25 protein-coding genes are annotated in these 22634 nt (G+C 61.4%); 14 read left to right on the top strand and 11 right to left on the bottom strand.

The window, feature by feature from the left end; all coding sequences use genetic code 11:
- Positions 1-8 precede the first annotated feature (8 nt).
- Positions 9-1322: a two-component sensor histidine kinase gene (locus KUV46_09490; GenBank protein ID QYI99586.1), complete on the top strand. Its 1314-nt coding sequence runs from the start codon at positions 9-11 to the stop codon at positions 1320-1322.
- Here KUV46_09490 and KUV46_09485 read toward each other — a convergent pair.
- On the bottom strand, positions 1319-2368 hold the full coding sequence (locus tag KUV46_09485) for an SAM-dependent methyltransferase (protein ID QYI99585.1): 1050 nt from the start codon (positions 2366-2368) through the stop codon (positions 1319-1321). The two genes, KUV46_09490 and KUV46_09485, sit on opposite strands and share 4 nt — an antisense overlap.
- Positions 2365-3312 carry a prolipoprotein diacylglyceryl transferase gene (gene lgt / locus KUV46_09480; protein ID QYI99584.1) on the bottom strand — a complete coding sequence of 316 codons (948 nt, stop codon included), beginning with the start codon at positions 3310-3312 and terminating at the stop codon, positions 2365-2367. Before lgt ends, KUV46_09485 begins: the two co-directional genes overlap by 4 nt.
- An 88-nt stretch (positions 3313-3400) precedes the next feature.
- Between lgt and KUV46_09475 the strand changes: the two genes are divergently transcribed.
- Complete coding sequence (locus KUV46_09475; GenBank protein ID QYI99583.1) at positions 3401-3640, top strand: accessory factor UbiK family protein; 240 nt, start codon at positions 3401-3403, stop codon at positions 3638-3640.
- A 4-nt stretch (positions 3641-3644) separates the two neighbouring features.
- On the opposite strand, the gene modC is transcribed toward KUV46_09475, so the two are convergent.
- Genes modC through modA form a run of 3 tightly spaced genes read right to left on the bottom strand, consistent with a single transcriptional unit; the run spans position 3645 to position 6192 of the window.
- On the bottom strand, positions 3645-4745 hold the full coding sequence (gene modC / locus KUV46_09470) for a molybdenum ABC transporter ATP-binding protein (protein QYI99582.1): 1101 nt from the start codon (positions 4743-4745) through the stop codon (positions 3645-3647).
- Entirely contained in the window at positions 4735-5406 is a 672-nt protein-coding gene (gene modB / locus KUV46_09465; protein QYI99581.1) for a molybdate ABC transporter permease subunit, read from the bottom strand. Before modB ends, modC begins: the two co-directional genes overlap by 11 nt.
- A gap of 6 nt (positions 5407-5412) precedes the next feature.
- Entirely contained in the window at positions 5413-6192 is a 780-nt protein-coding gene (gene modA, locus KUV46_09460; protein QYI99580.1) for a molybdate ABC transporter substrate-binding protein, read from the bottom strand.
- 224 nt (positions 6193-6416) lie between these two features.
- Between modA and KUV46_09455 the strand changes: the two genes are divergently transcribed.
- The 6 genes from KUV46_09455 to KUV46_09430 all read left to right on the top strand — a co-directional run bounded on the left by KUV46_09455 (position 6417) and on the right by KUV46_09430 (position 11810).
- The gene (locus KUV46_09455) at positions 6417-6920 is read left to right on the top strand and encodes a YbjN domain-containing protein (GenBank protein QYI99579.1); all 504 of its coding nucleotides are present in this window, start codon (positions 6417-6419) and stop codon (positions 6918-6920) included.
- Positions 6907-7713 (top strand): pyrroline-5-carboxylate reductase, encoded by an 807-nt coding sequence (gene proC / locus KUV46_09450; GenBank protein QYI99578.1) that lies wholly within the window; start codon positions 6907-6909, stop codon positions 7711-7713. The genes KUV46_09455 and proC overlap by 14 nt, the downstream gene beginning before the upstream one ends.
- A gap of 3 nt (positions 7714-7716) precedes the next feature.
- On the top strand, positions 7717-8373 hold the full coding sequence (locus KUV46_09445; GenBank protein ID QYI99577.1) for a hypothetical protein: 657 nt from the start codon (positions 7717-7719) through the stop codon (positions 8371-8373).
- Positions 8374-8382: 9 nt separating this feature from the next.
- On the top strand, positions 8383-9162 hold the full coding sequence (gene pgeF / locus KUV46_09440) for a peptidoglycan editing factor PgeF (protein ID QYI99576.1): 780 nt from the start codon (positions 8383-8385) through the stop codon (positions 9160-9162).
- A 224-nt stretch (positions 9163-9386) separates the two neighbouring features.
- Positions 9387-10319: a ribose-phosphate pyrophosphokinase gene (locus KUV46_09435; protein QYI99575.1), complete on the top strand. Its 933-nt coding sequence runs from the start codon at positions 9387-9389 to the stop codon at positions 10317-10319.
- Between the two features lie 93 nt (positions 10320-10412).
- Complete coding sequence (locus tag KUV46_09430) at positions 10413-11810, top strand: NAD-dependent succinate-semialdehyde dehydrogenase (protein QYI99574.1); 1398 nt, start codon at positions 10413-10415, stop codon at positions 11808-11810.
- Positions 11811-11885: 75 nt separating this feature from the next.
- On the opposite strand, the gene KUV46_09425 is transcribed toward KUV46_09430, so the two are convergent.
- Both KUV46_09425 and KUV46_09420 read right to left on the bottom strand, forming a co-directional pair.
- The gene (locus tag KUV46_09425; protein ID QYI99573.1) at positions 11886-13274 is read right to left on the bottom strand and encodes a peptidoglycan DD-metalloendopeptidase family protein; all 1389 of its coding nucleotides are present in this window, start codon (positions 13272-13274) and stop codon (positions 11886-11888) included.
- Entirely contained in the window at positions 13271-13672 is a 402-nt protein-coding gene (locus tag KUV46_09420) for a BlaI/MecI/CopY family transcriptional regulator (protein QYI99572.1), read from the bottom strand. Before KUV46_09420 ends, KUV46_09425 begins: the two co-directional genes overlap by 4 nt.
- A gap of 201 nt (positions 13673-13873) precedes the next feature.
- Here KUV46_09420 and KUV46_09415 point away from each other — a divergent pair, with 201 nt between their 5' ends.
- Both KUV46_09415 and pth read left to right on the top strand, forming a co-directional pair.
- Entirely contained in the window at positions 13874-14560 is a 687-nt protein-coding gene (locus KUV46_09415) for a 50S ribosomal protein L25/general stress protein Ctc (GenBank protein ID QYI99571.1), read from the top strand.
- A 68-nt stretch (positions 14561-14628) separates the two neighbouring features.
- Positions 14629-15237: an aminoacyl-tRNA hydrolase gene (gene pth / locus KUV46_09410; protein QYJ02384.1), complete on the top strand. Its 609-nt coding sequence runs from the start codon at positions 14629-14631 to the stop codon at positions 15235-15237.
- Here pth and KUV46_09405 read toward each other — a convergent pair.
- The gene (locus tag KUV46_09405; GenBank protein QYI99570.1) at positions 15234-16193 is read right to left on the bottom strand and encodes a hypothetical protein; all 960 of its coding nucleotides are present in this window, start codon (positions 16191-16193) and stop codon (positions 15234-15236) included. The two genes, pth and KUV46_09405, sit on opposite strands and share 4 nt — an antisense overlap.
- A 161-nt stretch (positions 16194-16354) precedes the next feature.
- On the opposite strand from KUV46_09405, the gene ychF reads away from it, so the two are divergent.
- Entirely contained in the window at positions 16355-17452 is a 1098-nt protein-coding gene (ychF, locus tag KUV46_09400; protein ID QYI99569.1) for a redox-regulated ATPase YchF, read from the top strand.
- Between the two features lie 415 nt (positions 17453-17867).
- Positions 17868-18359, top strand: coding sequence for an NAD(P)H-dependent oxidoreductase (locus tag KUV46_09395; protein QYI99568.1), 492 nt, complete (start codon positions 17868-17870; stop codon positions 18357-18359).
- A gap of 251 nt (positions 18360-18610) precedes the next feature.
- Here KUV46_09395 and KUV46_09390 read toward each other — a convergent pair whose 3' ends face one another.
- Together KUV46_09390 and KUV46_09385 are read right to left on the bottom strand one after the other, a co-directional pair.
- Complete coding sequence (locus KUV46_09390) at positions 18611-19003, bottom strand: VOC family protein (protein ID QYI99567.1); 393 nt, start codon at positions 19001-19003, stop codon at positions 18611-18613.
- An 11-nt stretch (positions 19004-19014) separates the two neighbouring features.
- Complete coding sequence (locus KUV46_09385) at positions 19015-19623, bottom strand: hypothetical protein (protein ID QYI99566.1); 609 nt, start codon at positions 19621-19623, stop codon at positions 19015-19017.
- A gap of 119 nt (positions 19624-19742) precedes the next feature.
- On the opposite strand from KUV46_09385, the gene KUV46_09380 reads away from it, so the two are divergent.
- Positions 19743-21092 (top strand): DNA recombination protein RmuC, encoded by a 1350-nt coding sequence (locus KUV46_09380; GenBank protein ID QYI99565.1) that lies wholly within the window; start codon positions 19743-19745, stop codon positions 21090-21092.
- A 31-nt stretch (positions 21093-21123) separates the two neighbouring features.
- Here the strand turns inward: KUV46_09380 and KUV46_09375 are convergent, their stop codons facing one another.
- Positions 21124-21861 (bottom strand): hypothetical protein, encoded by a 738-nt coding sequence (locus KUV46_09375; GenBank protein QYI99564.1) that lies wholly within the window; start codon positions 21859-21861, stop codon positions 21124-21126.
- Between the two features lie 105 nt (positions 21862-21966).
- Here KUV46_09375 and def point away from each other — a divergent pair, with 105 nt between their 5' ends.
- The gene (def, locus tag KUV46_09370; protein ID QYI99563.1) at positions 21967-22515 is read left to right on the top strand and encodes a peptide deformylase; all 549 of its coding nucleotides are present in this window, start codon (positions 21967-21969) and stop codon (positions 22513-22515) included.
- Positions 22516-22634 lie beyond the last annotated feature (119 nt).

The following is a 22634-nucleotide window of genomic DNA, read 5'->3' as shown; positions in this document are numbered from 1 at the left end:
TGGAACTGATGTCCCGCCGCGTACGCCTCCGCCTCAGAGATTTCACCCCGCGCGGGCTCTATCCGCGATCGGTGCTCATGGTGATCCTGCCGGTGATCCTACTGCTCAGCGCCGTGACCTACATTTTCTATGACAGCCACTGGCGCCACACTTCCCGCAAGCTCAGCCAGACCATGGCCAGCGAGATCGAGTTCATGGTCGGTCTGCGCGACAGGTACCCGGACCAGTTCGACATGTTACGGCGCGATGCCCGCGACGCCATGCAGCTCGACGTCACCATCCTTGAGAATGAGCAGCTGCCCGTCGAACAGAAAGAGCTCTTCTTCTCCGCGCTGGACGACATTCTTTCGCGAGAGCTGGATGTCTCGCTCGACCAGCCGTTCTGGTTTGACATTTCCGGCTATGGCGAAACCGTAGAGATCCGCGTGCAGGACGGCGACGATGTCCTGCGCTTCTTGGCAGAACGCGACCGGACGTTCTCGACCACAGGGCACATCTTCATCGTCTGGGTCATTGGCGCGACAGGTATCCTGATCGCCCTCGCCCTCGGCTTTCTTCGCAATCAGGTCCGCTCGATCCTGAAGCTCACCGAAGCGGCGAAGGCGTATGGCCGGGGCCGCGATGCTGGCAATTACCGCCCATCCGGCGCAACCGAGATCCGTGACGCTGCCCGCGCCGTGATGGACATGCGCACGCGCCTCACCACCTTCGCCGAAGAGCGCACCACGATGCTGGCTGGCATCAGCCACGACCTGCGCACACCGCTCACACGGCTGAAGCTGCAGCTCGCCATGATGGACGACACGCCGGAGATACAGGAAGCTCGTCAGGACCTTCAGGAAATGTCGGTCATGCTGGACGAGTACCTCGCCTTTGCGAGCGGCAAGGAAGGTGAACAGTCGGCCACCTTCCGGTTCGATGAGCTGGTCGACGAGATCGTGTCCGCCCTCGGCGGGCAAGCGCGCATCCGCGCAACGACACCGGTCACGATCATCGCGCGACAGGGGCTGATCCGGCGCGCCGTTTCAAACCTCATCTCCAATGCCCAGGGCTTTGCCGACAAGGTGGAAATCGAAGTCATCGAAGGTCCGCATATGGCCGAGCTTATCGTCGATGACGACGGTCCCGGCATCCCTGAGGAAAAGCGCGAGGAAGCCTTCAAGCCTTTCCATCGCCTCGACGACTCGCGAAATCAGAACGTGCCCGGCACCGGCCTTGGTCTTTCCATCGCGCGTGACACGGCCCGCCAGCATGGCGGCGATATCCGGCTTGAGGAAAGCCCGCTTGGCGGCCTGCGGGTGCGACTGCGTCTGCCTGCCTAGAAGCCTGCTGGCGGCGGAAGGCCCGGCGCGCTGAGGCAGATCACCTTGAACCGGCTGCCCAATTCAGCTGGATCTACCAGCCGCTTCACGCCTTCATAGATCTGTTCAGCGCGGTCGGGATTTGCCTTTATAAGCGCCTGCATCCGCGCTTCTGCACCCAGCGCCATCAGGAACGGCCCCTGCTCGACCGGGCCAGACACTTCAAGCCCGCGTTTCGTCGCCAGACGGGCAAGCCGTGCGAAGTCCACGTCGACGGTGAGGTCGCTCTCCCCCGGCATGTCGAGAGGCCCGACTTGCGCGCCATCCTTGAAGGCGCGCAGCGTATCCCCGGGGGCGTTGCCTGCAGGCCCGTAATCGATCAGCAGTGCCCGCCCCGGCGCGCGGGCAAAGGCGTTCGACAGTGTCTCGCAGAGCGTATCGAGTGCCGGCTGGACTTCGATGGAGGTCTGGCCCTCTGCTGGCTCGCCCGACAGCTTCTCCACCTTGTCCGTCGCAAGGCCGAAAGTGAGGTCGCCCGCGTCCGTCAGGCCAACGACCCGCTCCAGCCAGTCTTCGCCGCCCTTTACGAACTGGCGCGCAGGCAGGCAGTCAAGCCACTCATTGGCGACCAGCAGAAAAGGCCGCTCACCTAGCGTTTCAAACGCCCCAAGGAAATCGGGATGAAACTCAGAGAGCCGCGCTTTCTGGGCGGCCGCATAGACCGGGCTTGCCTCGCTGATGGAGAGGCGAAAGCGCTCGCCTCCGCCGACGCTGGCGATCGCCCGCATCATGTCATCCATCATCGTGCCGCGGCCCGCTCCGACCTCGATCAGGTCAAACAGATCCGGTCCGCCGAGCGCCTGCCATTCATGCAGGCTCCAGAGGCCCAGCAGTTCGCCGAAAACCTGGCTGATCTCTGGCGCGGTAATGAAGTCGCGGCCGATGCCCGGCCGCGTGGCGTAATAGCCAAATTCCGGGTCATGCAGGCAGGTATTCATATAGGCAGACACGGGCAGCGGCCCGCCTGCCTCGATCAGCGTCTTCAGCTTTGCCTTCAGTCCCGTCATGCCCTCGCAGCGCCAGCCGGCGGCTTGCTGAGCCCGTGCCAGACGAGGAACGCCCCGCCGATCCACATAGGCAGCGACAGCAACTGCCCCATCGTGATGAAGTCAGGCAGTACACCCATGGTGAAGCTATCAGGCTCACGGAACTGTTCGGAGATCGTACGGCCCGCCGCATAGAAGAGAAGGAACATGCCAGCCGCGAGGCCGCGCCGTTTCAGGAGATCGAACTTCCAGATAAGGAATGAGATAACAAGGAAAGGCAGCAGGCCTTCGAGGAAGGCCTCGTAAAGCTGGCTCGGGTGGCGCGGCATTTCCGGCTCACACAGGCGGAAGGCCGGGTTCTGGTCGCGGCAGTAAACCCACTCATTGGATTGCCAGTCGTAGGCTGACGGCGTGCCGCCGGTATTCGCTTCCGGAAAGACCATGCCGACCGACGCATTGGTATGGCGGCCATAAAGCTCTGCATTAATGAAGTTTGCGCAGCGCCCGAAGAAAATACCGATCGGCGCGACAGCGCCCGCTATATCAGCAAGTGGCAGCAGCTTCACACCGCGAATCTTTGCCGAAACCAGAATGGCAATCGCAACACCCAGCAGACCGCCATGGAAGGACATGCCGCCTTCCCAGATGCGCAGCAGGCTCCACGGGTCGCGCTGCACCGTCTCGAACTGGAAGGGCAGCTGATAGAAGAGGATGTAGCCAATGCGCCCGCCAAGGATCACGCCCAGCGTCACATAAAACAGGATATCATCGATATCGTCGGGCGTTGCCGGGCTCGTTCCGCCCCAGAGGCGTTCGCGCTTCACAAGCATCACGGCATAGCGCCAGCCAAGGACCAGACCGGCGATATAAGCCAGGGCGTACCAGCGGATCGGAAAGCTTCCAATCTCGACAAGCGCCGGATTGAACTCCGGAAAACTGAGCGCTGCTGTATAGAGTGCGTGCATTGCCTGCCTTTTCCCGTCGCGCGGCGTCGCCTATCTGTTGACCGATACCGGCTAGTCTCTCCCCTTAGTCGCGGCAAGGAGTAACCGCATGGCCAATACAAATCCACTGCTTGATGATATCGCAGGTCTGATGACAGGCGCCATGGGCGCCGCCCGCTCTGCAGGCGAAGAAGCGCGCACCGCCGTTCAGTCGCGTGTGCGCGAATTCATCGCCGACATGGACCTCGTCGAGCGTGACGAAGTCGAAGCCCTCCGGGCCATCGCGATCAGCGCACTTGAAAAAGTCGAGGCGCTCGAAGCGCGCGTCGAAGCACTTGAGAAAAAATAGCTCTTTAGCGAAAATCACCGGCGAGGCGGACACTCTTCATCAGGGCGAACACCTGCTGGCCGGTTTCAAGCTTCAGCTCTGATAGCGCATGACGCGTGATCTGCGCGCGGATGAGCTCACTGCCAATCGTGAGATCGACAAGCGCGTCGGCCGCCGTATCGCTCGAAACAATCCGGCCGACGCGGGCAGGTAGAACATTCCGGATCGACATTGGCCCCGGACGCTCCACGGCAATCGCGACATCGCGCGCATCGATGAAGAGGCGCAGCCTGTCACCCTGACGCGCGCCCGCGACATTTGGCAGGAGAAGGGTTTCGCCGCCCGCCTCCAGCGCCATGAGGCCGCTATCGGCATCAATCCGCGCCACCGTCGCTTCTATCAAGGAAGCAGGCCCGGCGCCCTCAGACAGCGGCCCGAGGTCAAGGCTCCTCCCTATCTCGGCAACCGGCCCGTTCGCCAGCACCCGCCCGGCGTCCATCACGACGATCGCCGACGCCAGCGCCGCCACTTCTTCCAGGTCATGGCTGACATAGAGGACGGGGCAGCCGGAGTGCTCTGGCAGGCTTTTCAGGAATGGCAGGATGTCCCGGCGCGCGGCCCTGTCGAGGCCGGTCAGCGGCTCATCGAGCAGCATCAGGTCGGGACACGAAAGCACCGCCCGCGCCAGTGCGACCCGCCTGCTTTCGCCGCCGGATAGAAAGACCGCGCGGCGCTCCAGCAGCTCTCCGATGCCGAAAGCAGCAATCGCTGCATCCATATCCGGGCTTCGTCCCGCCTTTCGCGCTCGCTTCGCCGCAAAGTCGAGATTGCCCTGCACATCAAGGTGACTGAACAGGCGCGCATCCTGAAAAACGTAAGCAACAGCGCGCCGATGCGCCGGAACGAAGACCTGTGCGGCGCTGTCCTGCCAAACAGTCTTTACGAAACTGATGCGACCGTCGCCCCCAGTTTCCAGCCCGGCAATCGCCCTCAGCAAGGTTGTCTTGCCGCTACCGCTTGGCCCGAACACTGCCGTCACACCTTCCAGCGCCACGTCTTCGCGCACCTTCAGGCTGAACGTCTTGCGGGCAACGGCAATGTCGAGAGAGAGGCGATCAGCTGACACGGAGGCGGTAGCTCCTGTTCAGGGCATAGACGCCAACCAGCGTCACGAAGGAGAAAACCAGCAGCCCCGCCGAGAGGATATGGGCCTCAGCGTATTCCACGGACTCAACGTGCTCATAGATCGCGATGGAAATGACCCGCGTGCGTTCCGGGATGTTGCCGCCGACCATCAGCACGACGCCGAACTCTCCGATCGTGTGCGCAAAGGTCAGCACGCAAGCCGTCAGGATGCCCCGCGCCGATTGCGGCAGCAGCACATTCCAGATCGCGTCCAGTCTCGACGCTCGCAGCGTTGCCGCCGCCTCCATCGGCCCGCGCCCCACTGCTTCGAACGCTGATTGGAGCGGCTGCACCATGAAGGGCAGCGAATAGATGGCGGACGCAAACACCAGCCCCGAAAACGAGAAACTAAGCGTCCCGCCAGTCAGGCTGACCCAGGCCGCGCCAAGCGGTGCGGACGGGTTCATCAGGATCAGGAGGTAAAAGCCGATCACGGTCGGTGGCAGGACAAGCGGCAGCGCCGTCACGGCCTCCACCACGGGCTTCAGACGGGCCTTCGTCGTCGCAAGCCAGTAGGCCATCGGCACGCCGATCACGAGAAGGATCACCGTTGTCACCGCCGCAAGATGCAGGCTGAGCAGGACCGGCCCAAGATCAGGCATCACGGGTCAGCCTTCCTCATAACCATAGTCGCGCATAATGGAGAGCGCCCTGTCGCTTCGAAGGAAGGCAATGAATTGCAATGCGGCCTCATTTCCCGCCGCCCGCTGCATCAGGACGACGTCCTGCCGGATCGGCGCATGAAGGTCACCCGGCACGCTCCACACCCCGCCCTTGCCGTCTGCCGCACCCTTCACCAATTGCGAGGCGGCCACAAAACCCATCTCCGCATTGCCGCTGGCCACCAGCGCATAGGCCTGACCAATATTCTGGCCATAGACGATCCGGTCCGACAGGACGTCCCCAAGACCCAGAGAGATCAGCGTCTCCTCTGCCGCTGCGCCATATGGCGCGAGCGCCGGATTGGCGAGCGCGAGTGCGCGGTAGCTGCCGTCCCGCAGTTCGTTCGCCCCGTCAAAATCAGTTGTCTGCGATGCTGGCATCCACAGGATCAGGCGCCCGGTCGCATAGGTGAACTGTGTGCCCTCCACGCCGTTTCCTGCGTCGACCAGTCGGCGCGGGCGGTCTGTATCGGCGGCAAGAAAGATGTCGAAGGGTGCGCCATTCTCGATCTGCGAGTAGAGCTGGCCGGTTGATCCTGACGACAGAGTGACCTCCAGACCCGTCTCTGCCTCGAACTCCGCTTCGAGCACCTTCGCCGTATCAAGGAAATTGATGGCCACCGCGACCATCACATCGCCCTGATGCGCCTGCCCGCAGCCCGCGATCAGGGCGAGAGGCAGTGCGAACGCCATCCCGGCACGTCTGATCCAGAGCAATCTCGACATTTCAATCGTCTAGCACCCTGCATATCGGTCAGCAACGCATACAGATCGAGCAGCCGGTCGCCCATTCCGTATAGCTGTGCTCATCAATTGAAACGGGTCCAAAGGCGTGCGAGTGAGCAGGAAGGCTTCCACAAATGAAATTTGGAGTCAGGTTGCAGGGGAGCCGCCCCGTGTTACCGTTCGACCAGTGGCGGCCTGCCACGCTGATTCGGAGGAAATCGCCGATGAGCCTCAATCTCGAACAAAGCTATAATATGGATGGCGACCCGCTCGACATGGTCGAAGCGTGTCTGGAGCACGCAGGTTGGGAACACCAGCGCGAAGACGACGCCGCCATCCAGTGCATCGCCCAGACCCGTTGGGGTGAGATGGGCGCACTCATCGCGTCGCGCCGCGAGCCGCCTGCCCTTCACTTCACGATCACGCTGGACCTGAAGCCGACCGCCGCGCGCTCGAACGCCATCGCCAAGCTGGTCCTGATGGCGAATGAGCGCCTCTGGCTTGGTCACTTCGACTATTGGGTCGAAGACAGCGTCCTTCTTTTCCGCCATACGCTTCCATTGCTCGACCGCGTCGAACCGGAAGCAGGCGAAATCCGCGCCGTCATGGCCGCCGCCACTGACGCGGTGAACATGTTCGTTCCTGCCTTCAACTTCGTCATCTGGGCGGGCAAGACACCAGAAGAAGCCATCGACGCAGCGATGTTCGAAACCGATGGCGAGGCCTGAGCCGGGCCTGACGCTTGTCGGCGGTGGTCGCATGGGCTCCGCACTGGCGGGTGGCTGGATCAAATCCGGCTATGCAGGCCCGATCGCGATCCACGACCCGGCACCATCCGACCTGCTGAAATCCTGGGACGACGCAGGCAAGATCAGCCTCAACACTGATCCGGCCCCGGCCAGCACTCTCATCGTCGCGGTAAAGCCGCAGGTCTTTCCAAAGATCCTCGATGACCTTCGCACCTTTGTCGGCCCGGACACGCTGGTACTCTCCATCATGGCGGGCATCACCCTGTCATCACTGGCTGAGAAACTCGGCACGTCCCGCGTCGCGCGCGCGATGCCCAATACGCCCGGCCTTGTCGGTGAGGGCATGACCCTTCTTTGCATGCCGGAAGACGCAGCAGGCGATGACACCGCCTATCTTCAGAAATTGCTGACGCCTCTCGGCTCTGTCGAAGGCCCGCTTGGCGAGGACCAGATTTCCGCTGCCACCGCTCTTTCCGGTTGCGGCCCCGCCTATGCGTTCCTGCTTGCCGAAGTCATGGCTGCGGCAGGTGTTGCTCACGGCCTAGATGAGGACCTTGCCCTCCGCCTTGCGCAGAAAACCGTGCAGGGCGCAGGCGCCCTGATGATGGACAGCGATGAGCCGCCATCCACCCTTCGCGAGAACGTCACGTCGCCCGGCGGTGTCACCAAGGCAGCGCTCGACGTCTTGATGCGGGACGGGGCCATGCCATCTCTGATGAAGGAGGCGGTCGCAGAAGCCATCCGGCGCGACCGCGAGCTTTCAGGAGACTGACACATGAGCGACGCGCGCAAGGACCTACTCAACAAGGGCGTTGAGGCCGCGCTCGAACTCGCAAAGACGATCGACTGGCGGGACCTGACGCTTAGCGCAATCGCAGAGCGCGCAGGCCTGTCGCTGAAAGACTTTCACGGCGTTGCCGACAAGGCGAAGATCTCTGACGCTGTCGAAGACTGGCTTGATGAAGCAATGAGCGAAGGCTCCACCAGTGAGGACGAGACACCTCGCACGCGGCTTTTCGACGTCATCATGATGCGTTTCGACAGGATGGAAGAGCACCGCGAAGCGATGCTCTCCCTGATCGAATGGCGCCAGACACAGCCTGCCCGCCTGCTGAACCTCATTGCGGCCCGACACACCACTGCCAGCTGGGCGCTGTCTTGCTCAGGCCTCGATGGCTCTGGCGACTTTCCCAAACCCATCCGCACCACGGCCATCGCCTGGGCACTCGCGCAGGCAGAAATTGCTTGGCGCAAGGAAGACAGCAGCGATCTCTCGCGCACCATGGCCAAGCTCGACGGTGAGCTTCGCAAGATGGAAGAGCGCGCAGGCTGGATCGCTGGCCGCTTTGGCAGGAAGTCGCGTGACAAGGACGACGAAGACCTGCAGACGTCCGCGCCAGACGAACCAACCACCGAACACCAGCCGAGCTAGGCCATATCCTTGACCAAGATCCCTCACGTCCTCGCGCCCCGGCTCGCCGGAATGAACGGCATCAAGCACGGCTTTTTCGGGCGTCAGGGCGGCACGTCCGAAGGCATCTATGATAGCCTGAACCTCGGCATCGGCTCTGATGACGAACCGAAAGCCGTGATGCGCAACAGGCGGCTGGTGTCAGACCTGATCGGCACGCGCGAAGTCGATCACATGCTCTCCTGTTATCAGGTCCATTCTGACCGCGCGATCTTGGCCACGATGCCCTGGGGCCCGGACCGCCCGCAGGCCGATGGCATGGTCACAAACCTTCCCGGCATCGCGCTTTGCATCCTGACCGCCGACTGCGTGCCGGTTCTCTTCGCTGACAGGAAAGCGAGCGTCATCGGCGCCTGCCATGCGGGCTGGAAAGGCGCGCTTGCCGGCATCTGCGAAGCGACCATCGCCAAGATGGAAGAGACCGGCGCGAACCGCAAAGACATCTACGCCGCGGTTGGCCCCTGCATCGGCCAGAAAAGCTATGAGGTCGGCCCGGAATTTCGCGATGAAATCCTCAGCGGCGCCCCTTGGGCGGGCAACCTGTTCCACCCGGGCGAAGGCGACCGCTATCACTTCAATATCGAGACCTTCGTGAAGAACCGCCTCGTGAAGGCGGGGCTCGCCTTCGTCGATGTGATTGGCCACGACACTTGCGAGTTGGAAGACATGTACTTCTCCAACCGCCGCCGCAATCACTTCGGCGAACCTGACTATGGCCGTCAGGGTTCAGTGATCATGCTGGAAGGCTAGAAAGCTATTCTGACAGGCCTCGTCCTTCGACCGGCTCAGGATGAGGCCTTCTGCCGCGCCGCGATCAAACTCCACCTCATCCTGAGCCTGTCGAAGGATGAAGCAGCTATATGTTGGGCTGAGCGACGCGGCAGGGCCAAAACCTGCACCCTTTTTCTTGCGACTCTGCCCCTCGTGCGCCAAAAGCACCTCGAAACCGATCTCAAGGGAAGGCAGCCCCCGCGATGAAACTCATTACCTGTAATGCGAACCGTCCTCTGGCCGAGGCAATTGCCGACCATCTGGACTGCCCTCTCTCCAAGGCAGAGATCAAGAATTTCGCCGATGATGAGATCTTTGTGCGGATCAATGAGAATGTCCGCGGCGAAGACGTCTTCCTGATCCAGTCCACATCCAAGCCGGCCAATGACAACCTCATGGAGCTGCTGATCGCCATCGACGCGCTGGCCCGCGCGTCGGCAGAGCGGATCACGGCAGTGATCCCTTACTTCGGCTATGCCCGTCAGGACCGCAAAACGGACGGCCGCACGCCGATCTCGGCCAAGCTGGTTGCAAACCTCATCTCGACCGCGGGCGCCGACCGCGTCCTGACCATGGACCTCCATGCCGGCCAGATTCAGGGTTTCTTTGATGTGCCGACCGACAACCTCGTCGCCATGCCGGTCATCGAGAACGATATCCGCATGACCCATAACGGCGCTGACCTCATGGTCGTCTCGCCTGACGTTGGCGGCGTGGTCCGCGCGCGTAACCTTGCGAACCGTCTTGGCTGCGACCTTGCCATTGTCGACAAGCGGCGCCCGGAAGCTGGCAAATCGGAAGTCATGAACATCATCGGTGACGTGACCGGCCGCCGCTGCATCCTGGTCGACGATATCTGCGACTCCGGTGGCACGCTTGTGAATGCGGCCGCCGCCCTGAAAGATGCCGGCGCCGTTGGCGTCAACGCCTATGTCACGCACGGCGTCCTGTCGAACAATGCTGTGAAGCGGATCGAAGACTCCGTCATGGACGAGATTGTCATCTGCGACACGATCCGCCCGACGCAAGAAGACTTCGAGTCGAAAAGCCTTCGCGTTCTCTCAGTCGCACCGCTTCTCGGCGAGGCGATCCGGCGCATCGCGAACAATGAGAGTGTCTCGAAGCTCTTCGACTGATTTGTAATGTCGCACCGCCCTTTGGGGCGGGAACGCCTCTGCCCCCTTCGTGTTGGTTAGGTAACTTATCCAGCAAGAAGGAAGGGCCAAGAAATGGCTGACAGTCAAAGACTGGGCGACACGCTCACGACCATCAATCCAGCGACCGGCGAGGAACTTGATCGCTATCCGGTGATGACCGATCGCGAATACGAAACCGCGATCGAGCAATGCCACGAAGCGTTCCTGACCTGGCGCCACGAAGCGCCAGAGAAGCGCGCCGAAATCATCAAGAAAATTGGTGAAGGCCTGAAGGCGAAAAAGTCTGAACTTTCCAGGCTGATGACCGATGAGATGGGCAAGCTCGTCAATCAGGGCGAAGCGGAGATTGATCTCTGCGTCGGCATCTGTGACTGGACGGCCGAGAACGGCCCGAAAGAGCTCAAGAATGAAGAGCGTGAGCTGCCGAATGGCGGCAAGGGCGTCATCACCTATTCACCGATCGGCGTGATCTATGGCATTCAGCCATGGAACTTCCCCGCTTACCAAGTCGTCCGCTATGCCATCGCCAATCTGATGGCGGGCAATGGCGTCCTCTTAAAGCACGCAGAATCTGTCACCGGCTCCGCGCTTATGCTTGCAGAAATCTTCGAGGATGCAGGCCTTCCGAAGAACCTCTTTTCGGTCCTCCGCATCAGCCATGACCAGTCCGACAAGGTCATCGAGCACAAGCTGGTGCGCGGCGTGACGCTGACGGGCAGCTCTGGCGCTGGCGCGATCGTCGCCAAGAAGGCAGGCGAGCAGCTCAAGAAGACTGTGCTCGAGCTTGGTTCGAACGACGCCTACATCGTCCTAGAAGACGCCGACATGGAACAGGCCGTCAAACAATGCGTGACAGGCCGCGTCTTCAACAATGGTGAGACCTGCGTCGCGGCAAAACGCTTCGTCGTGGTCGATGCCGTCTATGACCAGTTCCGTGACGCTTTCGTCGAGGCCATGAAGAACGTGAAGATGGGCGACCCGTCGAAGAATGAAGGCGATATTGGCCCGATGGCGCGCGAAGACCTTCGCGATGACCTCCATGAACAGGTCGAGAAGAGCGTGGAGAAGGGCGCCAAGATCCTCTGCGGCGGCGAGAAGCCGGACCAGAAGGGCTGGTGGTATCCAGCAACCGTCCTCGACAACGTCGAACCCGGCCAGCCTGCCTATGATGACGAACTGTTCGGCCCCGTTGCCTCGCTCATCCGTGCCAAGGATGCTGACGATGCCATGCGCATCGCCAATGACAGCCGCTTTGGCCTCGGCGGCGGCATCTTCACCAAGGACAAGGAGAAGGCCATCGAGCTTGCCGAGAAGTATTTCGATACCGGCATGGTCTTCATCAATGGCTTTGGTCTTGCCCAGCCCAACATGCCCTTCGGCGGAGTGAAGAATTCCGGCTATGGCCGCGAACATGGCGGCTTAGGCATGAAGGAATTCGTGAATGCCAAAGCCATCAATGTGATGGGCTAGGCCCAAGCTACTACACCTTCAAAGAGAAAGGCCCTGCCAATCCGGCAGGGCCTTTTTTGTGCGCTGAGGCGTCACCTAGTTCTGATAGATGACAAGCCCGTCCACCGAAGCCGGATCGAAGCTTTTCATTTCGACCGTTCCGTCGGCCGCCGTAACGGGCCGCCAGTATTCAACATGCAGGTGCGGTCCGGTCGCCCGGCCGCTGGCACCCAGCAGGCCAACCTTCTCTCCAGCCGCAACAGTGTCGCCAGTCTCCAGCAGGCGTTCCGACAGCTGACAGTAGATCAGCTTTGAGCCATCGGCGTAGATGACCTCGACCATTTCACCATAGCCATCCTTATAGCCGGAGAAGCCGACCTCGCCCTCTGCGGGCGAATAGATCGGCGTGCCCATCGGACCTTTGATGTCCATGCCCGTATGCATCAGCTCTTTGCCGCTGATCGGGTGGGTACGCATGCCATACTCGCTTGTCACCTTGGCGCTCGCTTCGATCAGCACCGGGTGGGTGTAAGTGATGCTGGAGGAAAGCGCGCTTCCCTGGCCGACAGCAAAGGGGGCCGCCGACAGTGCAAGCAAGGCCGCGGCGGAGGCAAGCACCGGCCTTTGCCGTTTTTGCTGATTATCGAGGATACGGGTCAGTCGCATGGGTAGGCTCCTCTTTCGGGGCAGGATGAAACTTGAAACGGGAAGGGTTCTGAGCGGCGCACTGGACCGGGCCGCGCGGGCCAGCGTCCGGGCATAGCCGATCGGGTCGCCGCTACGCTCAGCGGCAATCTCGTCGCACACCGCCTCGCGCCAGAAGTCTAGCTCGCGCCGGATCGTCCATACAAAGGGCGAGAACCAGAAGATATCTGCGATGAGCCGTTCAAAGGGACGCGTGATCAGGTCGCCGCGCTCCATATGGACACATTCATGGATGACGATATGGCGCCGGTCCTCGGGCGACTTCATCGCCTCTGGAATATAGATGGCCGGCTTCAACAGCCCCGCAACAAAGGGCGACCCGGCCGGGATGATACGCAGGGGCGGCATACCCCGCGACGAAACCAGAGCGTTCGAGTCTGCCTCCACCGCGGCAGCCTTCAACCTTTGCAGCCGCACCTGCCCTGCAAGGGACAAGCCCGCCCGCGCGCCCCATCCTGCAATCAGGACGACCAGCAGCGCCGCCTCGGCAACGCTCCAGTCAGGCTGCGCCACCACAGCGCGAAGCCCTGTCGACGCCGTCTCAACTGTTTCGGACAGAGGGTACAGATACGGAATTTCAGGCAGGCCTTCGGGAAACCGTCTCGGCAAAAGCGACAGCACGCCCAGCATCAGCCAGGGGGCAAGCGAGAGGCAGGCCGCACCGCGCCAGACAATTTGCGCGTACCGGGCGCCTGCTGCCTGCCCTGTCAGCAACCGCGCCAGCCCGGCAAGGCCGCCCGTCCACACCAGCGATAGCGTGATGAACCAGGCCGCACTCATGACTTGCCGCCCGTTTCGTCGTCTGCGCGCTCCTCGGCGGCATTGATGATCGCGTCGAGCTCATCAAGCTCCTCAGCAGAAAGGTGCGGACTGTCTGCGAAGAGCGACGCTGGCAGCGGGCCTTTCAGGTCCAGAACCTGTCGGGCCAGCTGGCGCACCAGACCACCAAGCGTTTCGACCCGGTCCAGCACGGCCGCATAGAAGGCAGCATTGTCCGGCGCTTCGCCGTCCCGCTTCACCCAGCCCTTGCCTTCCATCCGGTTTATGACAGTCCGCGTGGTCGAGAGCTGCCAGCCCTGTTCGGGCCCGACGGCTTCGTGGATCTCGCGCGCTGTCTGGCGGCCTTTCGCCCAGAGTTGTTTGAGGATCACAAGTTCGGAGGAATTGGGTTTCGACATGAAGGGCTTCCGCGTTACATCTGTAGCTTCGTTACAGTTGTAACACGTATGCGTCAACCCCTGTCAGCTCGCCGGTTGCGAAGGCAGGCCCGCTGGTGTATTGGCCCCAGCTTCAGAAAGGACGGCGCGAGGCCGTACCTGTCAGGCTGTCACTGACCGGCAAAGAGACCGGCGGCGGACTTCAGGACGAAAGGAAGCAAAATGGCTGATACACTTAATTTCAACGTCGAAATCCGTGAGCGCACCGGTAAGGGCGGCGCACGCGAAGCTCGCCGCAATGGCAAGGTCCCAGGCGTTCTCTATGGCGGCGGCGAAGATCCGGTTGCCGTGAACCTCAAGCTCAACGAAGTCATCAAGGGCATCAATTCCGGCCACTTCCTGACCTCGACCGCAAACCTCGTCCATGACGGCAAGAAGCAGCTCGTGATCCCGCAAGCGATCCAGCTCGACCCTGTCTCCGACATGCCGCTGCACGTCGATCTTTACCGCGTGAAGGCCAGCCAGGTCATCGCGGTTGAAGTTCCGGTCCACTTCACCAACGAAGATGAAGCACCTGGCCTGAACAGAGGCGGCTCGCTCAACATCGTTCGCTTCGCAGTCGAACTGAACGTGCGCGCAGACAGCATTCCGGAAGCCCTGGAAGCAGACCTCACCGGTCTCGATATCGGCGACAACGTCAAGATCTCCGACATCAAGCTTCCAAAAGGCGCAGAGCCGACCATCACCGACCGCGACTTCACCATCGCGACCATCGTCGGCAAGATGGCTGAAGTTGTCGAAGAGACCGAGGAAGAAACCGAAGCCGACGAAGTCGAAGCCATCAACCAGTCCGATGAGGATGGTGAAGGCGACGCTGAAGGCGAAGGCGAAGAAGAATCCAAGGAATAGTCCGCAGATTCATGGGCTGGCTTTCGGGCCAGCCCGCCACTGCGGGCACCGGTCCGACGGAGCCTGTCATGCATATTCTTGCCGGACAGGGTAATCCGGGTGCCAAATATGCTGGCAACCGGCACAATATCGGCTTCATGGTCCTCGACAGGATCGCCGCCGATCACGGATTTGGTCCGTGGAAATCAAGATTTCAAAGCGAAGCTTCCGAAGGCACGGTCCAGACCGCGTCAGGCCCGGTCAAGCTTCTGCTCCTGAAACCCCAGACCTTCTATAATGAGAGTGGACGTGCCGCTGGCGAAGCTGCGCGTTTCTACAAGCTCGGTCCTGAAGAGGTCACCGTCTTTCATGACGAGATCGACCTTGCCCCTGGCCGGGTCCGCGTCAAACGCGGCGGCGGTCATTCAGGCAATAATGGCGTGCGCTCCATGCTCGCCCACCTCTCGCCGGACGTTCGCCGCATACGTCTCGGCGTCGGCCATCCCGGCGACAAGTCGCTGGTCATGCCCTATGTGCTTAACGACTTTGCCAAGGCAGAGAAAGACTGGCTCGAAGCTACGCTGGACGCATGTTCGCGTGCGCTTCCGCTTCTCTTTGAAGACAATGAAGAGCGCTTCCAGTCCGAAGTCATGCGTCTCGCCCCGGCGCCAAAGCGCGACCCGAAACAGACGGACTAGTTGCCGCTGGCCTCATCAGGCGCTTCCGACATGTCGCCGCCAGCATCGTCTTCAGATGGCAATAGCGAGCTGTGCACCAGTGACCGTGGCACCTGCCCGGCAGGACAGCTCTCCACGATATTGACGATGCCGCCACCGCCGCCGCCAGAAAGCTGGGCAGGCGAGGTCCGGGACATGAATGCCATCACCATCATGCCAACAAGCAGAAGCCCGGTCGGCACCAGCATGAACAGGCCGCTCGAACGCCCCGTTTGAGGGCGCGCAAAGTCCACCTCTGGCTTCGGCGGGTTGAGCTCCAGCCTGTTTCCAGCTGCCGCGTCGACCAGCTGGGCGGTCGCCGCCGCGCTGGCAGCCGCAGCGGTCGTGACCCGCTCGCCCTTCGATTTCTTGGGCTTGCTTGCAGGCTTAGCGGGCTCCGGCGCGCGTGCCGCGGCGGCTTTTCGGCCACCACCATTCTGCGCCAGCGGATCATTCGGGTGCGCCGCTTTCCATTCTGCCTTGGCCTCTTCATCTCCAGAAGACAGCGACAGCCAGTCGGCCAGCCCTTCGCGCCCATCCTTCTCGCCTAATGTCTCACACAGGGCCTTGAACCCTTCAGGCGTCGCACGCGCGGTCAGCCCCGCTAGATCGTACCGCTTATCCTTGTCGAACGGCTCGTCAGGCAAGGTTTCATCAAGGTCCGCCTGAACCAGCGCGCCCGGACGCGAGCGTCCGAGATGCGCCATCGCATGCACCCAGTCGCTATCTGCGCCGTCGCTGTCGCACGCCTTGGCCGACCACAGCACCAGAACGCTGGTCGCCTTGTTACAATCGCTGAGGTCGCGCGCGCTCGGCGTCGTATGGGCGCGCTTTGCATCATGGCGCACCCGGAATTTCAGCGCCCGCAGCCGCCTTGCCAGTACCGTTGCCTTGTTGCTGTCCCCCATTGCAGAGACTAGCAGCACGTCGAAAGCCATGAAATCCTCTTCTCGGCGAACGCCTCGTCTATGACCATACCTGTACCAGACGCAACCGAATACCAGCCCAACCCGACATTCCCCCCTGTTCTGACGGCGAAAATGCGCTATGCCGCGCGCCAGACCAGACCGGTACACCATCGGCAAGAAGGAGCGCGCACATGGGTTTCAAATGCGGGATCGTCGGCCTGCCAAACGTTGGCAAGTCCACCCTCTTCAACGCCCTGACCCAGACGGCAGCTGCGCAGGCCGCCAACTATCCGTTCTGCACGATTGAGCCGAATGTCGGTGAAGTCGCCGTACCAGAGCCGCGTCTTGAAAAGCTCGCCGCGATCGCAGGCTCCAAGGAAATCATTCCGGCCCGGATGAACTTTGTCGATATCGCTGGCCTCGTCGAAGGCGCGTCCAAGGGCGAAGGCCTCGGCAACCAGTTCCTCGCCAACATCCGTGAAACCGACGCCATTCTCTATGTGCTTCGCTGCTTCGAAGATGACGACATCACGCACGTTGCGGGCCGCGTCGACCCGATCGCCGACCTCGACATCGTCGAGACCGAGCTGATGATCGCCGATATGGAAAGCCTCGAAAAGCGCCGTGCAGGCGTCGAGAAGAAAGCAAAATCCGGTGACAAGGATGCCAAGGAAACGCTCGCCCTGCTCGATCTTGCCCTGGCTGAGCTGAATGAAGGCCGCCCGGCCCGCATGGCTGAAGTGCCCAAGGAAGAGATGAAAGCCTGGCGCATGCTTCAGCTGCTGACCGCCAAGCCCGTCCTTCTCGTCGCCAATGTCGACGAAGACAGCGCCGCAACTGGCAACAAGTATTCTGAAATGGTGATGGAGCGCGCCGCGAAGGAAGGCGCCGAAGCCGTCGTTATCTCTGCCCAGATCGAAGCTGAAATGGCCGTTCTGGAGCCAGCCGAGCGCGCTGAATTCCTTGAGATGCAAGGCCTCGAAGAGCCGGGGCTCAACCGCCTCATCCATTCCGGCTACCAGCTGCTGGGCCTGCAGACCTATTTCACCGTCGGCCCGAAAGAGGCCCGCGCCTGGACCATCCGCAAGGGCTGGACCGCACCTCAGGCCGCAGGCGTCATCCATGGCGACTTCGAAAAGGGCTTCATCCGCGCCGAAACCATCGCCTTTGACGACTTCGTCGCCAACAATGGCGAAGCAGGCGCCAAGGAAGCCGGCAAGATGCGCCAGGAAGGCAAGGAATACATCGTCAAGGAAGGCGACGTCCTGCACTTCCGGTTTAACGTGTAAGGCAGTGCAAGTTTAGATCGTTCTACGGCTGGTCGAGCACTCGTGCGGTAACCTGCCCGTCTGCGTGACCATCGTAGTAGCCCGCAACGTAGGCGTCCGAATTAACGCCGAATGTCCTGCGACCGCTAACTCCGTCTTGGTAGCCAAGCTGGTACCCTGAGTTGTATTCTTTTGCGCATTTCCCAAACGGTTTCCCGCGACACACATCTACGCAACCATCAACGCAGTTTGCGGGCGTAGCTCCACATCCTGTAGTAGCTAACACTAAAGCGATCACGGCGATTTTCCCTTGCGGGAAACTGCTGCGGAAATCCGTGGCGCCTAGCTGCAAACAAAACGGTCTCGACAAAGTTCTAGCCCCTATCTCCGGCTCTCAGCGTTTCCGATCCCCGATACAGCATCTATACCATAACTCATGCCCCAACTCCTCATCGTCTATTTCTCCCGCACAGGCGGCGCCGAGCAGATGGCGAAGGCCGCGCATAAGGCGGCCCAGTCCGAAGAAGGTTGCGAGACCATCCTGAAAGTCGCAACCGAGGCAGGCTCGGAAGACCTCCTCGCCGCCGATGGCTACATCTTCTGCGCGCCGGAGAACCTCGCCGCCATTGCGGGCGGCATGAAGGAGTTCTTCGACCGGTCCTATTACGAGGTCCTCGGCAAGATCGAGGGGCGCCCCTATGCGCAGATGATCTGCGCAGGCTCAGACGGCGAAAACGCCATGCGCCAGACCGCCCGCATCGCGCAGGGCTGGCGGCTCAAGATCGCGCAGGAGCCCTTCATCATCTGTACCCACGCGCAGACCCGCGAAGACATCCTCGCCGACAAGACGATCAGCGAAGATGACCTCGACACATGCCGCGAGCTCGGCGAAGCCATGGCCGCGGGTCTCGCCATGGGTGTTTTCTGACAAGCCAGTTTCAATCCGCCACCCCAACGCAAGTTGGGGCCCATGGCGGCTGGGAGGTTCGGTCAGGACCGCCATTCTGTAGGGTGCGATGAGCGAAGCAAATTTCACCACCACAGCCCCCACGTCTCAATCCGCCCTCATCCTGAGCGAAGTCGAAGGACGAGGGCGGTTCGCAACGTGGCCCGCTTCGTGGTTCGGACCTCATGGTGAGCCTGACAAACCACGCTCACCACGAGGCTGACGTTTCACTATCAGCGCGGCGCACCGGGCGATTGATACATCGACAGCGTGTGCCCATCAGGGTCAGCAAAGTCAGCCGTCAGCCCGCCATCCGGGGCATGGGACACCGGCGTCACGATCGTCACGCCCTTTGAGGCGAGCCCCTCCACGACGCCGTCGATGCCGCCTTCCTCCAGATGAAAGACGACGACAGGGCTGTCCCCGCGCTTTCCGTCCTGCTGGAAGAAGATGAGCGACACACCATTCGCGGCCTCCGCCATGAGCCAGTCGGCCCCGCCTGCCTCGCCCTCTTCGCCCGGCATGCGCGTCAGGTCGAGCCCGAGACTGTCGCGATAAAACACCTCTGTGCGGTCAATGTCGGCCACGTAAAAGACGATGGCACCAATTCCTGTTTTCGTGAGCATGAAGACCTCCTCTAGCTGGTTCGCTCACATCTCTGTTGCCGCCGATCGGCAATCTGTGAGGTCGTCAGTACAAAAAAATGACCGTCCGGGTCATGGCTCGCCAGAAATCCGCCGCGCGGGGCGAGCCGCGCTCTCATCCTCTGACGCATCGCGCCATAGGGCAGCACCTCATCCAGCGTCAGATCCACGTCCGGTGAGGTCTCAATACTACGCTTGAGCTGCGAGATACGCTGGCGCAGCGCCGTATCAGACAGACCAAGCAGCCAGCCAATCTCAGCACGCGTCGCCCCGTTGAGCGCCAGTAACGCGGTCACGCGCAGGGACGGGCTGAGCCCGCCGAGACTGATGGCATCCCTGTCGGTCAGCCCCGCCGGCACATCCGATACATGCTGCCAGCCCGTTTCTCTCTCACGCCGACGCACAGAAGTACGGGCCACCTGCCGGGCCTGATTGCGGATGACGCCGCGCAGCCATTTCTGCGTCTCTTCGGACTCGAAATCAGTCCTGCCCGCCTCTACAGCCGCGAGGCAAGCAAGCTGCACAAGGTCCTCTGCCTCGTCAGGCTGACCCGCATGGCGGCGCGCAACCGCACCCAGCCGTCTTACCCATGGCTCAGTCATTCTGGCGGCCCCCAACTCCCCCTATAGACGCCGCCCGCTCTGGACGCGCCCGTTTGTTCCCCGTATGTTCAGATGCGGGCGTGAAAAGGTCAAGCCCCGAATCGGATTAGGCAGGACCCATGGAAGCGCTCGTCACTATTGGCTCTATCGGCCTCGATCTCATTCATCTTGTCTTGCTGCTCGCGGCCATAGCCGTTGCGGTCGCCCTGTTCGTCATTCGTGGCCAGCTCAGTGCAAAGGCAACCAATGCCCGGCGGGACCTCGAATATGCGGAAGACAGCGTCGCTGCCCTGAAAGCCGAACGCGACGAACTGCGCCAGCAGGTGAAGACGAAGGACGCCGTCGCCGAGCAGGCCCGCATCGACCTCGCCAAGGCCGAAGCGCGCAGCGACGAGGACGAGAAGAAGTTCGCAGAACTCGCGCAAGGGGTGCTGCGCCGCGCGAACACGCAGTTCCTCGAACTCGCCGACGAGCACTTCAAACGCCACAAGGAAGGCGCGCAGACCAACCTCAAGGAGCTGATGACGCCGATCACCAAGAATCTCGAGGAGTTCGCCAAGAAAGTCTCGGAGATCGAGAAAGTTCGCGCCGACGACAAATCGGTCCTTCAGGAACAGGTCAAAGCCATTGGCGAGAGCCTGAAAGTCCATACCAGCGAGACCAACAAGCTGGTCAGCGCGCTCTCAGCGCCGCGCGGCGGTGGCCGCTGGGGGGAAACGACCCTGCGAAACGTCATGGAGCATGCGGGCCTGTCTGCCCATTGCGACTTTTCCGAACAGGTCCATGGCGAGACCGAAAGCGGCCGCCAGCGCCCCGACGTCGTCATCAAGCTGCCAGGTGGGCGCGAAATCGTCGTCGACTCCAAGGTCTCGCTTGAGGACTACCTCAAGGCGCTCGATGAAAGCGATCCGGCCCGCCGTGAGGCTTTCATGCGCGCCCACGCCCGCAAGGTCCGCGATCATATCAAGACGCTCGGCTCCAAGGACTATCAGAGCGCCTTCTCCCAGCGCGTCGACTTCGTCGCGCTCTTCATTCCGGGCGAGAGCTTTTACGTTGCCGCACTGGAATTTGAGCCGGACCTCTTTGATTTCGCCGCCGCCCGTCAGGTCATCGTCGTGACCCCGTCCACCCTGCTCGCCCTCGCGAAGGCGGTTGCCTATGGCTGGCGCCAGGAACAAGCGACAGAGAATGCGAAGAAAGCCGCAGAGCTCGGCCGGGACCTCTATTCACGCCTCACCACCCTCGGCGGCCATGTCGAGAAGATGGGCAAATCGCTCAATTCAGCCGTCGACGCCTACAACAAAATGGGTTCCAGCCTCACCTCCCGCGTCCTGCCCGCCGCGCGCAAGTTCGAAGACCTGCAGATCGCCCCGCCGGAGAAATCCGTGCCCGAAATCGAAAGCATCGAAAAGCGCGCCACCCTACCCGACCGCACCGGCGAGCTGGAGTTTGATCTGGGCGAGGATTAGGATGCTGCTGATCGAGCGATAGAAGAGCTACCTACTCCGTCGCCTCACACTCCGCCCCTTCAACCAGACCGCCATAATCTTCGAGAAAGACGACAGTCTCGGCGCAAGCGTTCACGTCAAACGGATATGCTTGCGGCTCCCAGTGGACTTCCAGGCTCTGCGGTGAATGAAACGCTGCCACGATCGGCAGGCCCGTCGCGGCACGAAGTTGCGCAACCCCGATCTCTAGCGTGAAAACGTCTCGCACCTGCCCCTTGATGGTGAAACGCTCCGTATCCGAGAGAAACCCGAGCTCTTCCGCCTGCGCCCGACCTACTTCATTGTCAGGGAACGAGTAAGCACCCTCCCCGCCACAGTTCACCTCCTGATAGGCGTCGAGATCTATGTCCTCTCCAAACCCTACTCTGATCTTCTTCAGCAATTGGCCTGTCGGAAGCTCTGGCAAAACAATTCTTGAAATCGCGTCAAATGTTCTGGAGGCAGGGCATTCACCGCCGATTTGCACGACGTATTGGATTGATCTGCCATCCCACCGGCAGAATTGGCCCCGTCGGCTCCCGGTGAATTCAATCACGGGAAACGGTTTGTCCGCCATGCTTTCGGGTATTTCGGCTTCGTAGAGGCAGTCCCAGGTCTCGTCGCCTGGTTGGACGGCGTCACAGTTCGCGGCGAGGCACCCAACATCGGGTATGGCCTGATCATCTGCCCGTTCTTCACATGCCCCAAGCATCAACAGTGAGAGCGAGGCCCCAATTACAACCAACTTCATCCCAGCCTCTCTGAACAACTATCTTGCAGGTAGCGATCACAGCCAGACATTGTCAAACAGCGCCCCGGCGTTGATTTCTCGGCCTCCTCCTCCTATTTTCCGGCCATGGCTATTCGCGAAATTCTCACCGTCCCGGACCCGCGTCTGAAGGAAGTCTCCAAGCCCGTCGAAGGCGGCGTGACGGATGACCTCCGCGCGCTCATGGATGACATGCTGGAAACCATGTACGACGCCCCCGGCATTGGCCTCGCGGCGATCCAGATTGGCGTGCCCAAGCGCGTCATCGTGATGGACCTTGCTGGCCCGGATGAAGAGCCCGCACCCCGCTATTTCGTGAACCCCGAAATCCTGCCCCTGACCGAGGATCTTGCCCCATACGAAGAGGGCTGCCTCTCCGTGCCGGACGTGTTCGACGAGGTTGAGCGTCCTACCCGCTGCCGCGTCAAATACCTCGATTACAATGGCAAGGAAGTCGATGAGATCGCCGAGGGCATGTACGCCGTCTGCATCCAGCACGAGATGGACCACCTCGAAGGCACGCTCTTCATCGACCACCTTTCGCGCCTGAAACGCCAGCGCGCGGTCGACAAGGTGAAGAAGGCCAAGCGCCTTTCTGACAAGCTTTCCAAATCCAAATCGAAAAGCGCGGCCTGATCGCCCGCCTGTTCGCCAAAGCCTGGGTCCGCTGGACCATAGTGCTGATACTGGCAGCGCTGATTGTCATTATCTGCGCGGGCAACGGCCTCTCCGGCAATGGCATGGCCGGCGCGATG

The organism is Thalassovita mediterranea (genome assembly GCA_019448215.1).
In the GTDB taxonomy this organism is placed as follows: Bacteria; Pseudomonadota; Alphaproteobacteria; order Caulobacterales; family Hyphomonadaceae; genus Henriciella.
The sequence above is the reverse complement of the archived record's forward strand: the minus strand, read 5'-3'. Positions and strand labels throughout refer to the sequence as shown.

Excerpts from the sequence above, each read along its gene's own strand:
- KUV46_09490 (QYI99586.1), top strand. The coding sequence starts at position 9 with ATGTCCCGCCGCGTACGCCTCCGCCTCAGAGATTTCACCCCGCGCGGG.
- KUV46_09485 (QYI99585.1), bottom strand. The coding sequence starts at position 2,368 with ATGACGGGACTGAAGGCAAAGCTGAAGACGCTGATCGAGGCAGGCGGG.
- lgt (QYI99584.1), bottom strand. The coding sequence starts at position 3,312 with ATGCACGCACTCTATACAGCAGCGCTCAGTTTTCCGGAGTTCAATCCG.
- KUV46_09475 (QYI99583.1), top strand. The coding sequence starts at position 3,401 with ATGGCCAATACAAATCCACTGCTTGATGATATCGCAGGTCTGATGACA.
- modB (QYI99581.1), bottom strand. The coding sequence starts at position 5,406 with ATGCCTGATCTTGGGCCGGTCCTGCTCAGCCTGCATCTTGCGGCGGTG.
- modA (QYI99580.1), bottom strand. The coding sequence starts at position 6,192 with ATGTCGAGATTGCTCTGGATCAGACGTGCCGGGATGGCGTTCGCACTG.
- KUV46_09455 (QYI99579.1), top strand. The coding sequence starts at position 6,417 with ATGAGCCTCAATCTCGAACAAAGCTATAATATGGATGGCGACCCGCTC.
- proC (QYI99578.1), top strand. The coding sequence starts at position 6,907 with ATGGCGAGGCCTGAGCCGGGCCTGACGCTTGTCGGCGGTGGTCGCATG.
- KUV46_09445 (QYI99577.1), top strand. The coding sequence starts at position 7,717 with ATGAGCGACGCGCGCAAGGACCTACTCAACAAGGGCGTTGAGGCCGCG.
- KUV46_09435 (QYI99575.1), top strand. The coding sequence starts at position 9,387 with ATGAAACTCATTACCTGTAATGCGAACCGTCCTCTGGCCGAGGCAATT.
- KUV46_09430 (QYI99574.1), top strand. The coding sequence starts at position 10,413 with ATGGCTGACAGTCAAAGACTGGGCGACACGCTCACGACCATCAATCCA.
- KUV46_09425 (QYI99573.1), bottom strand. The coding sequence starts at position 13,274 with ATGAGTGCGGCCTGGTTCATCACGCTATCGCTGGTGTGGACGGGCGGC.
- KUV46_09420 (QYI99572.1), bottom strand. The coding sequence starts at position 13,672 with ATGTCGAAACCCAATTCCTCCGAACTTGTGATCCTCAAACAACTCTGG.
- KUV46_09415 (QYI99571.1), top strand. The coding sequence starts at position 13,874 with ATGGCTGATACACTTAATTTCAACGTCGAAATCCGTGAGCGCACCGGT.
- pth (QYJ02384.1), top strand. The coding sequence starts at position 14,629 with ATGCATATTCTTGCCGGACAGGGTAATCCGGGTGCCAAATATGCTGGC.
- KUV46_09405 (QYI99570.1), bottom strand. The coding sequence starts at position 16,193 with ATGGCTTTCGACGTGCTGCTAGTCTCTGCAATGGGGGACAGCAACAAG.
- ychF (QYI99569.1), top strand. The coding sequence starts at position 16,355 with ATGGGTTTCAAATGCGGGATCGTCGGCCTGCCAAACGTTGGCAAGTCC.
- KUV46_09395 (QYI99568.1), top strand. The coding sequence starts at position 17,868 with ATGCCCCAACTCCTCATCGTCTATTTCTCCCGCACAGGCGGCGCCGAG.
- KUV46_09390 (QYI99567.1), bottom strand. The coding sequence starts at position 19,003 with ATGCTCACGAAAACAGGAATTGGTGCCATCGTCTTTTACGTGGCCGAC.
- KUV46_09385 (QYI99566.1), bottom strand. The coding sequence starts at position 19,623 with ATGACTGAGCCATGGGTAAGACGGCTGGGTGCGGTTGCGCGCCGCCAT.
- KUV46_09380 (QYI99565.1), top strand. The coding sequence starts at position 19,743 with ATGGAAGCGCTCGTCACTATTGGCTCTATCGGCCTCGATCTCATTCAT.
- KUV46_09375 (QYI99564.1), bottom strand. The coding sequence starts at position 21,861 with ATGAAGTTGGTTGTAATTGGGGCCTCGCTCTCACTGTTGATGCTTGGG.
- def (QYI99563.1), top strand. The coding sequence starts at position 21,967 with ATGGCTATTCGCGAAATTCTCACCGTCCCGGACCCGCGTCTGAAGGAA.